Here is a 12043-nt window from a genome sequence, read left to right as displayed (position 1 = left end):
CGGTCCTTACTGGCGGGCAGACGGGCAGGGGGAGGCGCGATGCGCAGGTGGCCGGCTCTGGTGGCGTTGGTTCCGGCGCTCGTCGTCGGCGGCCCCGTGCGGGCGGTCACCGCCTCCGGCGGCTCTGTGCAGGCGGTCACCGCCCCGGGCGGTTCCGCGCGGGCGGTCACCGCCACGGGCGACCCGGCCAGGGTGCTCACCCTCACGAGCGGCCCGGCGCGGGCGGTCACCCTCACCGGCGGTCGCTACGTCGCACTCGGTGACTCGTTCACGGCGGGGCCGTTCATCCCGCACCGGCACGGCACCCCGATCGCGTGCCTGCGCTCCGACCACAACTATCCGTCGCTCGTGGCGCGGATGCTGCAGCCCGCCTCGTTCACCGACGTGAGCTGCAGCGCGGCCACGACGGCGGACCTGAGCCGGTCGCAGTCCGTCCTGTTCGGCCACAACAAGCCGCAACTCGACGCCGTCACCCGCGACACCACGCTGGTCACGATCGGCATCGGCGGCAACGACATCGGCTACAGCCGCATCGTGCTGACCTGCGCGGCCTTCAGCCTCACCGATCATCGCGGCGCGCCCTGCAGGCGCTACTACGGCACGACCCTGGACCGGCGGATCGACGACACCGCGCCGAAGATCGCCGCGATCCTGCGGGCCGTGCACGACCGCGCGCCGCGCGCCCGCGTCCTGCTCGTCGGCTATCCCCGCATGCTGCCGTCCCGTACGGGATGCTGGCCGAACGTCCCCACGGCGGTCGGCGACATTCCGTTCCTCGACCGGTTCGAGCGGCATCTCAACACGATGCTCGCCGCGGAGGCGCGGCGCGGCGACGCGCGGTTCGTCGACGCGTACACCACCGCCCGGCATCACGACATGTGCTCCGCCGACCGGTGGGTCGAGGGCATCCTCATCAAGAACCCGGCCGCGCCCGTGCACCCGAACGCCAAGGGCATGCAGGCCGTCGCCGACCGGGTGCTGGCCGTCCTCGGCGCGTCCCGCGTGTCCGCCGACTGAACCGGGTACCTGTCAATAGCGCCTCAGTAGCGCCGCCACCACAGGTTGACGGCGTAGTCGACCTCGCAGCCCTCGACCTCGCTCAGGAACTCCTCGGCGAGCTCGGCCGGGAACTCGATCTTGAGTACGGCCTCGAGGTCCGTACGGTCGTCGAAGCGCCAGCAGATCTCCAGTGGCGTACGGGAGAACCCATGCCGAGACCAGAACCGCTCGACGGCGCCGGAGTCGTAGGACGGCAGCCAGCGCCGGAACCAGCCCCCGAACGTCGACCGCGTGGCGTCGTTGTCGATGACGAACGCCGCGCCGCCGCGCCGCAGCACCCGCTTCAGCTCCGCGAGGCCCGGTTCGCAGCCGGGGCCGAAGAAGTACGCCCAGCGGGCGTGGACGACGTCCACCGACGCGTCGGGCACTGGGAGCGCCTGCGCCGCGCCCACGCGTACGGCCGCGTTGGGGACGTCCGCGACGCGGCGGCGGGCGAGTCCGGCGAGGCCCGCGTGCGGTTCGACGCCGACGACCTTCGCGGCGGTCCGCGCGAACGCGGGCAGGTGGAAGCCGGTGCCGCAGCCCACGTCGAGCAGGACGGCGCCGTCCCAGGGCCGGATCTCGCGCATGGCCCGCTCGATCCGGCCGTCCGGGTCGACCGCGCGGTTCTCCAGCTCGTAGACCTGCGGGCTGTTCCAGATGTTGGGGCTGGCGATGGCTCCAGGGGCGATCACGTCTCCACGGTAGACCGCCCGGGAGGCGATCATGCCTCCGCGAACAGCGTGGGCACGGCTGGCCGGATCAGGCGATGGAACGCATAGGCTTGCCGATTGTGGAAGAAGTCCTCCAGGTCCCCGACGCGCCCATCGTTCTGTCCTCGGCGTCGGTCTACCCGGAGAAGACGCCGGCCGCGTTCGACCTCGCCGCGCGCCTCGGGTACGACGGCATCGAGATCATGGTCACCGCCGATCCGGCGAGCCAGGACATCGACGTGCTGCGCAGACTGTCCGACTATCACCAGATCCCGATCACGTCGATCCACGCGCCGTGCCTCCTGCTGACCCAGCGGGTGTGGGGGCGCGAGCCCTGGGGCAAGCTGGTCCGCTCCAAGGACACCGCCGAGAAGCTCGGCGCCGAGGTCGTCGTGGTCCATCCCCCCTTCCGCTGGCAGCGGGAGTACGCCCGGGAGTTCGAGCAGGGGCTCGCCCGCATGCAGGAGGAGACCGACGTCGTCTTCGCCGTGGAGAACATGTTCCCCGTACGGGCGCGCACGGCCGAGGTCGGGATGTACTCCCCGCATTGGAACCCCGTCGACCTGCCCTATCCCAGCGTGACGATCGACCTGTCGCACGCGGCCGTGTCCGGCTCGGACCCGCTGGCCATGGCGGACTCCCTCGGTGACCGGCTCGCGCACATCCACCTCGCCGACGGCATCGGCATCGTCAACCGCGACGAGCATCTGGTCCCCGGCCGGGGCAACCAGCCGTGCGCGGAGATGCTGGAGCGGCTGGCCGCGCAGCGCTACGCCGGTCAGGTCGTCGTCGAGATCAACACCCGCCGCGCCACCGACCGCGAGCAGCGGGAGAGCGATCTGGCCGAGTCCCTGGCGTTCGCGCGCCTGCATCTCGCCGCCGCGGCCGCTCCCGCCGGGCCCTGGCAGGTGAACACCGAGGGCGAGGTCACGCCCTCGTGACCGCGTCGGCGGCTCCCTTGCCCGTACGGGCGGCGGAGCCGCTCCCCGGGATGCGCCGCGGATGACGGCGCCGGCGCGCCGCCCAGGGCGCCGCCCCGGGCCGTCCTCGTCGCGGGACGACATCCTGGCGGCCGCGCGCGTGCTGTTCGGCGAGCGCGGCTACGACAAGGCGTCGATCCGGGCGATCGCCCGTGAGGCGGGGGTGGACCCCGCGCTGGTCCATCACTTCTTCGGCTCGAAGGAAGAGCTCTTCGCGTCGGCGATGGAGTTCCCGGTGGACCCGGCGGTGTTCCTCGGGCAGGTGATGGCCGGCCCGCGATCGCAGATCGGTGAGCGGCTGGCGCGGACGTTCCTGCGGATCTGGTCGGATCCGCGGCTGCGCCCGCAGTTCGTCGGCATCTTCCGGTCGGCGGCGACGACGGAGCAGGGCGCGGCGCTCCTGCGGGAGTTCGTCACCCGGGCGATCCTCGCCCGCGTCGCCGAGGCCCTCGGCCTGCCGCCGCTGAACCTCGCGGCGGCCGCGTCCCAGATGCTGGGCGTCGTGATGCTGAAGTACATCGTGCAGGTCGAGCCGATGGCGTCGGCGACCGAGGACGAGCTCGTCGCTCTGCTCGCGCCCACCCTGCAGCGTTACCTCGAGGGCTGACCGCTCCGCCCCATGCCTTGACACCCTCTTTCGCGCGCGCCTAAATTCAACGCATGATGAATTCCGTGATCGTGGTCCGGGACCTCCGGGTCGCGCGCGGCGGGCGTACGGTCCTGCGCGGCCTGACCTTCGAGGTGCCGCGCGGCTCCGTGGTCGGCCTGCTCGGGCCGAGCGGCTGCGGCAAGACGACGCTCATGCGGGCCGTCGTCGGCGTGCAGATCGTCCAGAGCGGCACGGTCACCGTGCTCGGCCGTCCGGCCGGCCACCGCGCGCTGCGCCACCGCATCGGCTACGCCACGCAGCGGCCGGCCGTCTACGCCGACCTCACCGTCCGGGAGAACCTCCGCTACTTCGCCGCCGTCCTCGGTGCGCCCCGGGGCGACGCCGACCGGGTCCTCGACGAGGTCGGCCTCGGCGGCGCCCGCGACCAGCTCGCCGCCTCCCTGTCCGGCGGCCAGCTGAGCCGGGCGAGCCTCGCCGTCGCCCTGCTCGGCCGGCCGGAGCTGCTCGTCCTCGACGAGCCGACGGTCGGCCTGGACCCGGTGCTGCGCGGCGAGCTGTGGGAGCTGTTCCACGAGCTGGCGGGCCGGGGGACGACCCTCCTCGTCTCCAGCCACGTCATGGACGAGGCCGCCCGGTGCGAGCGGCTGCTGCTCATGCGGGAGGGCCGGATCATCGCCGACGACACCCCCGCCGCGCTGCGCGACCGGACCGGCGCCGGCGACCTCGAACAGGCCTTCCTCACCATCATCGAGCGGGGAGAGAAGGTGGGGCGGCCGTGAGCGTCACCATCACACTCGCGACGGCGCGGCGGATCCTGAGCCAGCTCCGGCACGACCACCGCACGCTCGTGCTGATCGTGGGCGTCCCCAGCCTGCTGATGATCCTGCTGCGGTACGTCATGGACCGGCCCGAGGCGTTCGACCGGTTCGGGCCGATGCTGCTCGGCGTCTTCCCGCTCGTCGTGATGTTCATCGTGACCAGCATCGCCACGCTCCGGGAGCGGACGAGCGGCACGCTGGAGCGGCTCATGACGATGCCGCTCGGCCGGCTCGACCTGCTCCTGGGCTACGCGCTGGCCTTCGGCGTCACCGCGCTGATCCAGGTTGGGATCGTCGCCACGATCTCCCTCACCTGGCTCGGCCTGGACCTGCGGGGACCGGTGTGGGCGCTCCTGCTGCTCACCCTGCTCGCCGCGCTCCTCGGCGTCGCCCTGGGGCTGTTCAGCAGCGCCTTCGCGCGTTCGGAGTTCCAGGCGGTGCAGTTCATGCCCGCGCTCATCCTGCCTCAGACGCTGCTCGCCGGGCTGTTCGTGCCGCGCGACCAGATGGCCACGGCGCTGCGGTGGATCGCCGACGTGCTGCCGCTGTCGTACCTCGTCGAGGCGATGCGGGAGCTGACCGGCCACCCCGGCGTGACCGGCACGCTCTGGCGCGACATCGCCGTCATCGCCGGCTGCACCGTCCTCGCCCTGCTGCTGGGCGCCGCCACCCTCCGCCGCCGCACGACCTGACGGCCGGCCGGCCCCGTCCCGGTCAACCGGAGGGAGATCCACCGTGACCAGGCGCATCACGGCTGTCATAGCCTGATGGGCGATCGGGACAGTGTGGTCCCTTGGGGAGAGGGGGAAGCTTGCTCCGCCAGGCTCTCTTGGCCGCCTCACGCAGCAGCGGCGTACGCCGGGTCGTCGAGACCGCGCCGTACAGCAGAAGTGTCGTTCGCAGGTTCGTCGCGGGGGAGACCGCCGCCGACGTCCTCACCACCACCGACCGGCTCGTCTCCGACGGCCTGCTGGTCACCATCGACCATCTCGGCGAGGACACCGTCGAGGCCGTCCAGGCCAAGGCGATCACCGCCGAGTACGAACGGCTCCTGGAACGCCTCGCCGAGGCCGGGTACGGCCCCCGTGCCGAGGTGTCGGTCAAGCTGACCGCCCTTGGCCAGCTGCTCGACGACGGTGAGCGTACGGCGCTGGAGAACGCCCGGCGCGTCTGCGCGGCCGCCCGCCAGGCGAACACGACCGTGACCCTCGACATGGAGGACCACACCACGGTCGACTCGACGCTGCGCATCCTGAAGGAGCTGCGGCAGGACTTCCCCGACACGGGCGCGGTCATCCAGGCCTACCTCCGCCGCGCCGAGGAGTACTGCGCCGACCTCGCCCACGAAGGGTCGCGGGTGCGCCTGTGCAAGGGCGCCTACAACGCACCGGACTCGGTCGCGTTCACCGGCAAGGACGCCGTGGACCGGTCGTACGTGCGGTGCATGCGGGTGCTGATGGCCGGGCGCGGCTACCCGATGCTGGCCACCCACGACCCGCGGCTGATCGAGATCGCCGGCGCGCTCGCGGTGCTCAACGAGCGGGCCTCCGACAGTTTCGAGTACCAGATGCTGTACGGCATCCGGCCGAACGAGCAGCGGCGCCTGACCGAGCTCGGCGGACAGGTGCGCGTGTACCTCCCCTACGGCCAGGAGTGGTACGGCTACCTCATGCGGCGGCTGGCCGAGCGCCCGGCCAACGTCGGTTTCTTCCTAAGGTCGCTGGCCTCCAGGTCCTGAGGCGGAGAGGTCCTGCGGCGGAGGGGTCTGCGGCGGAGAGGTCCTGCGGCGGAGGGGTCTGCGGCGGAGAGGACGAACCGCCCCGGCCAGGGTGGGATAACGCACTTCACGGGAGGTGCAGGCCGGGGCGGTCCGCGTACCCCGGGCGGCGAGGCCCGGGGTGCATGAGGTCCCCTTTAGTACTTGTCCGAAGGGCAGTTTCGGTTTCCGGGTGACCGCCGTTTGTGACGGAGGTCACCCGGAATCCGGATCAGTCGTATCAGCCGTATCAGTCGGATCAGCCGGATCAGCCGGTGTAGGCGCGGATGACAGTCTGGTCGATCTTGCCGCCGCCGTCGTCGGTGGCCTGGACGCGCAGGGAGACGCCCTGGTCCTTGGCGGCCTTGGGCAGCGTGGCGGTGTAGGTGCCGCCGGTTCCGGTGGTGACGGGGGCGGGCTGCCAGGTCGTGCCGTCGTCGAGGGAGGTCCACAACTTCAGGCCGGTGGCCTTGGCGGTGGCGGCCCCTCCGACGCGGGCGACGGTGAAGGTCGCGCTGTCGCCGTTCGGGTGGTTGAGCAGGTCCAGCGGCAGGGCGTAGTCCACGGTCAGCAGCGGTACCCGCTCCTCGCCCGGCTTGGAGCGGAACGTCCACGTCGTCGAGGTCTTCGCCGACACGGGAGTGAGCTCGGAGGCGTCCACGTCGAAGACGAGCCGGTAGGTGCCCGCCTTCGCCGGCACGCTGAAGTCGCCGTAGGCGTGCGCGGTGGTCCCGACGAGCTCGTCACCCGCGTACACCTTCATCGTCTCCGGGATCGGATCGTCGCTGAACCAGGTCATGCAGTCGAAGCCGTCGATGCGGTCCTGCAGCGCGACGAGCTGGACGTGGATGTTCCCGGACGTGCGGGTGACCGGACTGGGAGCGCACGCGCTGGCCGTCTGCCCGGTCGCGGAGTACGGGCCGGGCCGGAACGGCTGGCGCATCCAGTCCCCGGCGTACACCCCGCCGGGAGAGTAGGCCCGGATGTCCTCCTGAGGGAGCCAGCCGGCCGTGTCCTCCGTCGGCCCGGCCTCGTCCTGCCAGCGGACCCCGCCGGTGGCGGTCACGTAGTCGGTGCGGGCCGTGCCGGCGGGGACGTTCTCAGAGGTCTGGTCGACCGAGTAGCCCGCCGGGGTGACGCTGCGCCGTACGTGCCTGACGGTGCCCGCGTCGCCGCCGAGCGCGTGGAAGCGCTCGTCGATACGCGCGACCTCCTTCTGACCCGCGGTGTAGTCGATCTTGGCGGGGACCCGGGAGCCGAGGTCGTGCAGCAGGTCGTAGACCTTCGTGCCGTCACCACTCGCCACCCGGCCGCCGACGTAGACATCGAAGGACCCGGTCTTGGGGGCGTCGATCGGGATGCTGTAGAGCTCCGTGTGGTTGATGTCGAAAGCCCAGATGCCGTCCGCGGTGCCGCGTTCGACGTGGAGCACCTTGTCGCTCATCGTGGCCGCGTCCGGGGCGGCGAACTTCACCGGTTCGGCCTTCGAACCGTCCAGGGACAGCGTGGTGTCCTGGTCGACGTTCACTTCGGGTGAGCCCGCGAGCGCGACCCGGAACTCGTCCGAGTCCGGCTCGGTCGCCTCGACCACGCCGAGCGCGACGTAGCGGCCGGCCGCGAGCGACACCGTGGGATCGTCCGACTCGCCGAACTCCACCGCCGTCGCGAAGGTGTTCGGGTCGTCCAGGTTGAGCACCCACATCTTGGTGATGGTGTTCCCCTCGGGTGTGCCCGGAAGGGGAGTCGTCTTGAAAGTGAGCGTGTGGGTCTCCGGTTCGGCGAACGCGCCGAGCCGCGTGCGCAGCGTGGCGCCGCCCGCCTGCGCGGTGACCGCGCCGCTGTAGTAGCCGGCGGTGGACAGGCGGCCGGGATCCAAGGTGAGCGTCGCGGACGCCGAGCCGCCCGCCGGGACCGTCACCGACGCGGGCACCTGGACGGCGCCGGAGTCATGACCGGCGTGGTCGGCGAACGTCGCCGACAGCCGCAGTTCCACCGGTGTGGAACCGGCGTTGGTCCAGCTCAGCTTCTTGGTCACGGTCGGCGCGGCCCCGTGGGGGACCCGGCCGAACGCGACGCCGGAGTCGTCCGCGGTGACGGTCGCCGCGACGGCGGCCGCCACGTCGAGGCGCCCGGTGCCGACCTGGTTCACGTTGCCGGTCACGGCGTCCGCGGTCGACGTCAGGGCCGCCTTCAGCCGGGCCGGACTCCAGCCGGGATGCTTCTGCAGCAGGTCGGCCGCGGCCCCCGCGACGTGCGGTGTCGCCATGGAGGTGCCGCTGAGGGCGGTGTAGTACGCGTCGACCGGGTGGCCTATCCCCGTGCCGGCGGCCCGGGCGGCGATGGTCTCGACGCCGGGTGCGGCGATGTCCGGCTTCAGGAGAGCGCCGCCCTGGCTGGAGAAGTCGGCCGGCTTGTCGTCGGCGTCGACCGCCCCGACGGTCAGCACGGCGGGCGCGATACCGGGAGAGCCGATGCTGTCGGCGTACGGCCCGTCGTTGCCGGCCGCCACGACGAACAGCGTGCCGTACCGGGCGGTGAGGTCGTCGGCGGCCTTCGCCACCGGGTCGCTGTCGGGGTCGGCGGTGTTATCGGCATAGCTGCCGAGGCTCATGCTGACGATCTTGGCTTTGGAGGCCGCCCACTCCATGCCCTTGATGACGTCCGACTCGTAACCGTTGCCGGCGTCGTCCAGCACCTTGCCGATGAGCAGGTGGGCGTCGGGGGCGACGCCCTTGCGCGCGCCGTGGGCGGCGGCTCCGGTGCCGGCGATGGTGGCGGCCACGTGGGTGCCGTGTCCCTGCCGGTCGACGGTGTCCTTGGCGTCGGTCGCGAAGTTCTGCTGCTCGGCGATCTTGCCTTTCAGGTCCGGGTGGGTGGCGTCGATCCCGGTGTCCAGGACCGCGACGTCGACGCCTTTGCCGGTGGCGCCGGCGGTCCAGGCGGCGGGGGCCCCGATCTGCTCCAGGTCGCGGTCGAGCTTCGTGGCCTTGAACCTGCGGTCCAGCCAGATGTGCTTCACGCCCGCGGCGAGTCTCCCGGAGGAGGTCAGCTGGGCGGCCCGCTTGCCCTTGTGGTGGCGTACGGCGGTCGCGTGGACGGCCTTCAGGCTGCGGCCCGGAGAGTCACCGCCCTGCACGATCAGCGGAAGGGTCGATCGTGAGGCGTCGTCGTCCCCCTGCTCGATCAGCGTGGTGACGTTGAAGAGAGCGGGGTCGATCTTCCGGCCGATGAGGCCCGTGACGTCGGCCGGGAGGACCCGTACGGTGCCGTCGGGCCGGATGTCCTTGATCATCGGAACGTCCCGCCGGCCCGGTCCGGGGTCCACCGACACGAGCGGAGGCCGTCCTCTGTCCGTCCGTACGTGGACGACGTCCCCGGTGAGCAGCGTGACCTTCCACGCGCGTCCGGTGGGCAGCCCGCCCGTCTTGGAGGTGGCGGGGTGCGGGGAGGCGGCGGGCGCGGCGGATACGGAGTCGGTGATCGCCGGAATCCCGCCGATCACCAGCCCGCCGAGCGTGATCGCCACGCCCGCTCTGAGTCTTCTCATGCGGCACTCGATTCCCATCGGCAACATCGGTCGCGTGGGTATCAACCGCAGAGGCCACCGGCTTTCCCGAACAGTCGGGACGTGTCAGGTCCCTGTCGAACGCGCACGGAATGTTCGGTCGTAAGGACGGTGATCTCGGTCGCAGGCCACGGCGCGGGCGGGGCGGGCGGCTCGGTACGCTTCTGGGAGACGGGAGGCTGGGGAAGATGATCGCGATTCTCGGTGCCGGCAAGATGGGCGAGGCGCTGCTGTCCGGAGTGCTGCGGGCCGGGCGTAAGCCGTCCGAGCTGCTGGTCACGACGCGGCGTGAGGAGCGCGGCGCGCTGCTGCGCGAGCGGTACGGCGTCCAGGTGGTCACCAACGCCGAGGCCGCCGCGACCGCGGACACCCTCGTCCTCGCCGTCAAGCCGCAGGACATGGACACGCTGCTGCGTGAGGTGCGGGATCACGTTCCGGCGGGCCGCCTGGTCATCTCGATGGCCGCCGGCATCCCGACGGCGTTCGTCGAGGAGCGCCTGCCCGAGGACGTCGCGGTCGTCCGCGTCATGTCGAACACGCCCGTCCACGTCGACGAGGCGATGAGCGTGATCTCCGCCGGCACGCACGCCGGGGAGGAGCACCTGAAGCTGACCGAGGAGCTGCTGAGCCCGGTCGGCAAGGTGCTGCGCATCCCCGAGTCGCTGCAGGACGCCGCCACCGCCCTGTCCGGCAGTGGCCCGGCGTACTTCTACTACCTCGTCGAGGCGATGGTCGACGCGGGCATCCTGCTCGGCATGCCGCGCGCGGCCGCGCTCGAGATGGTCATCCAGTCGGCGGTGGGCGCGGCGGTCATGTTGCGCGACTCCGGCGACCACCCGGTCATGCTGCGCGAGGCGGTCACCTCGCCCGCCGGGACGACGATCTCGGCCATCCGCGAGCTGGAGCGGCACGGCGTGCGCGCCGCCGTGATCGAGGCCATCGAGGCCGCCCGCGACCGCGGCCGCGAACTCGGCGCGGGCTGACCCGGGAGATCGATACTTTTCCGGGCGGTCATTGAACCGTTTCGCCCCGCCTGACGCTGATTCAGGTATGGGCCTGATACTTCGCCTGCTCGTCGTCGCGGGGCTCGCGGCCGACGCGTACGTTCACTTCCACCTGGCCGGGGACATGGGGTCGTCGGGCGGCGGCCTCTCGGAGGGCACGCTGTTCTGGATCCAGGGGGTGCTGGCCGTGCTCGTCGCCGTGCTCGTGCTCGTCCGCGCGACCCGGCTCACGTACGGCATCGCGTTCCTCGTCGCGGCGAGCGCGCTCGGCGCCGTCCTCCTCTACCGCTACGTCGACGCCGGGGGACTCGGACCGCTCCCGAACATGTACGAGCCGGTCTGGTACGCCGAGAAGGTCGTCACGACCGTCGCCGAGGCGGTCGCCACCGTCGCCGCCGCGTTGGGCCTCTGGCACACCCGGGCCGCACCGGCGTAGCCGGGAGGCCGGACGACTGCGCCGAGGATCCTCGTCGCCGGCACGACACCGATCCTCGGCGCCAGAGGCCGGGCGCTGTGCGCCCGCGCACAGCGCCGGCGGGTCAGCGGGTGATGCGGCGGCCGCGGGCGATCTCGGCGGTTTCGATCTCCCGGCGGGCGCGCAGCAGCAGCGCCACCCACGACCGGTAGGGCCGCCAGGCCTCGGCGATCGCCGCGAGGCGCGCCGGGCTCGGGTCATGCAGGCCGTACTCGTGGGCCATCTCGTCGTGCAGCCGGCGCTCCGAGGCGGGGAACACGTCGGGGTGCCCGGCCCCCCGGATGAGGATCAGCTCGGCGGAGAACAGCCCGATCCCGGGGATCCGCTGCAGCTCGACCAGCGCCTGGGCGATCTCCATCGCCCGCAGCCGGCCGGCGTCCAGGTCGCCGTCCAGGGCGGCGCGGGCGATGCCGTGCAGGCGCTCGATCTTGACGGGCGGCAGCCCCGGCACGTCGGTGACGGTGAGCAGCCGCTCCGGGCCGGGGAAGCTCGCCATCCCGCCGACGACGTCACCGAGCCGCTCGGCCATGCGCTGCTTGATGCCGGCGGCCTGGGCCATCCGGATGCGGTGCCCGATCACGGACCAGCAGGCCGCCTCGTACGGCGAGTGGAACAGCACCGGCCGCAGGCCCGGGAACCGCTCCCGCAGGCGGACGACGTGCGGGTCGTCGATCGCGGCGAAGCCGGTGCCGTCGACGTCCAGCGACAGGATCCGCCGGGCGTGCTCGGCGGCCGGCGCCACGTCGTCCGGGTGCGCCTCGATCTCCGCGTGGACGGCGCCGCCCTCCTGCCGGAGCCGGACGCCCACGGGACGCCAGGACGGCGCAGCGGGGAAGGCGAGCGGGAGGACGCCCCGGTGCCGCCCGGCGTCCGGCCGGCCCGCCGGCGTGAACCCCTCCAGGAACCGGATGCTCGCCGCCAGGTCGAACGGCCCCCGCACGGCGAACGCGACAGTCTCTGTCATACCGCGATGGTCACACTCGGGTACGACGTTTCCGACCGGGATACAATCACTCCCGTGCGAGGATCACTGCACAGCAGTAGCTGGTGGGCCGCCTGACGGCGGCCGACCCTCCTCGCGTAC

11 protein-coding genes are annotated in these 12043 nt (G+C 72.2%); 8 read left to right on the top strand and 3 right to left on the bottom strand.

Going from position 1 to position 12043, the window contains the following annotated elements:
- The first annotated feature begins 39 nt into the window (after positions 1 to 39).
- On the top strand, positions 40 to 1017 hold the full coding sequence (locus NE235_RS14205) for an SGNH/GDSL hydrolase family protein (protein WP_252802785.1): 978 nt from the start codon (positions 40 to 42) through the stop codon (positions 1015 to 1017).
- Between the two features lie 23 nt (positions 1018 to 1040).
- Here the strand turns inward: NE235_RS14205 and NE235_RS14200 are convergent, their stop codons facing one another.
- Positions 1041 to 1766: a class I SAM-dependent methyltransferase gene (locus NE235_RS14200; protein ID WP_252802783.1), complete on the bottom strand. Its 726-nt coding sequence runs from the start codon at positions 1764 to 1766 to the stop codon at positions 1041 to 1043.
- A 65-nt stretch (positions 1767 to 1831) separates the two neighbouring features.
- Between NE235_RS14200 and NE235_RS14195 the strand changes: the two genes are divergently transcribed.
- From NE235_RS14195 to NE235_RS14175, 5 genes are all read left to right on the top strand, one after another.
- Positions 1832 to 2692, top strand: coding sequence for a sugar phosphate isomerase/epimerase family protein (locus NE235_RS14195; protein WP_252802781.1), 861 nt, complete (start codon positions 1832 to 1834; stop codon positions 2690 to 2692).
- A gap of 61 nt (positions 2693 to 2753) precedes the next feature.
- Positions 2754 to 3338 carry a TetR/AcrR family transcriptional regulator gene (locus NE235_RS14190; protein WP_252802779.1) on the top strand — a complete coding sequence of 195 codons (585 nt, stop codon included), beginning with the start codon at positions 2754 to 2756 and terminating at the stop codon, positions 3336 to 3338.
- A gap of 53 nt (positions 3339 to 3391) precedes the next feature.
- Positions 3392 to 4120: an ABC transporter ATP-binding protein gene (locus NE235_RS14185; protein WP_252802777.1), complete on the top strand. Its 729-nt coding sequence runs from the start codon at positions 3392 to 3394 to the stop codon at positions 4118 to 4120.
- Positions 4117 to 4851, top strand: coding sequence for an ABC transporter permease (locus tag NE235_RS14180; protein WP_252802775.1), 735 nt, complete (start codon positions 4117 to 4119; stop codon positions 4849 to 4851). Before NE235_RS14185 ends, NE235_RS14180 begins: the two co-directional genes overlap by 4 nt.
- 119 nt (positions 4852 to 4970) lie before the next feature.
- The gene (locus NE235_RS14175; protein ID WP_252802773.1) at positions 4971 to 5897 is read left to right on the top strand and encodes a proline dehydrogenase family protein; all 927 of its coding nucleotides are present in this window, start codon (positions 4971 to 4973) and stop codon (positions 5895 to 5897) included.
- Between the two features lie 286 nt (positions 5898 to 6183).
- On the opposite strand, the gene NE235_RS14170 is transcribed toward NE235_RS14175, so the two are convergent.
- On the bottom strand, positions 6184 to 9462 hold the full coding sequence (locus NE235_RS14170; protein ID WP_252802771.1) for a S8 family peptidase: 3279 nt from the start codon (positions 9460 to 9462) through the stop codon (positions 6184 to 6186).
- A gap of 206 nt (positions 9463 to 9668) precedes the next feature.
- Here NE235_RS14170 and proC point away from each other — a divergent pair, with 206 nt between their 5' ends.
- Both proC and NE235_RS14160 read left to right on the top strand, forming a co-directional pair.
- Positions 9669 to 10463 carry a pyrroline-5-carboxylate reductase gene (gene proC / locus NE235_RS14165; RefSeq protein ID WP_252802769.1) on the top strand — a complete coding sequence of 265 codons (795 nt, stop codon included), beginning with the start codon at positions 9669 to 9671 and terminating at the stop codon, positions 10461 to 10463.
- A gap of 67 nt (positions 10464 to 10530) precedes the next feature.
- Positions 10531 to 10920: a hypothetical protein gene (locus NE235_RS14160; RefSeq protein ID WP_252802767.1), complete on the top strand. Its 390-nt coding sequence runs from the start codon at positions 10531 to 10533 to the stop codon at positions 10918 to 10920.
- A gap of 103 nt (positions 10921 to 11023) precedes the next feature.
- Here the strand turns inward: NE235_RS14160 and NE235_RS14155 are convergent, their stop codons facing one another.
- Positions 11024 to 11923, bottom strand: a complete 900-nt coding sequence (locus tag NE235_RS14155; protein ID WP_252802765.1) for a DNA-3-methyladenine glycosylase family protein — start codon at positions 11921 to 11923, stop codon at positions 11024 to 11026.
- Between the last annotated feature and the right edge of the window lie 120 nt (positions 11924 to 12043).

Source organism: Actinoallomurus spadix (assembly GCF_024055725.1).
Lineage (GTDB): Bacteria > Actinomycetota > Actinomycetes > Streptosporangiales > Streptosporangiaceae > Actinoallomurus > Actinoallomurus spadix.
This window is presented reverse-complemented; position numbering and strand designations above follow the sequence as displayed.

What these genes read in the sequence shown, in the direction of transcription:
- NE235_RS14205 (WP_252802785.1), top strand. Translation starts at nt 40, where the DNA reads ATGCGCAGGTGGCCGGCTCTGGTGGCGTTGGTTCCGGCGCTCGTCGTC.
- NE235_RS14200 (WP_252802783.1), bottom strand. Translation starts at nt 1,766, where the DNA reads ATGATCGCCTCCCGGGCGGTCTACCGTGGAGACGTGATCGCCCCTGGA.
- NE235_RS14190 (WP_252802779.1), top strand. Translation starts at nt 2,754, where the DNA reads ATGACGGCGCCGGCGCGCCGCCCAGGGCGCCGCCCCGGGCCGTCCTCG.
- NE235_RS14185 (WP_252802777.1), top strand. Translation starts at nt 3,392, where the DNA reads ATGATGAATTCCGTGATCGTGGTCCGGGACCTCCGGGTCGCGCGCGGC.
- NE235_RS14170 (WP_252802771.1), bottom strand. Translation starts at nt 9,462, where the DNA reads ATGAGAAGACTCAGAGCGGGCGTGGCGATCACGCTCGGCGGGCTGGTG.
- proC (WP_252802769.1), top strand. Translation starts at nt 9,669, where the DNA reads ATGATCGCGATTCTCGGTGCCGGCAAGATGGGCGAGGCGCTGCTGTCC.
- NE235_RS14160 (WP_252802767.1), top strand. Translation starts at nt 10,531, where the DNA reads ATGGGCCTGATACTTCGCCTGCTCGTCGTCGCGGGGCTCGCGGCCGAC.
- NE235_RS14155 (WP_252802765.1), bottom strand. Translation starts at nt 11,923, where the DNA reads ATGACAGAGACTGTCGCGTTCGCCGTGCGGGGGCCGTTCGACCTGGCG.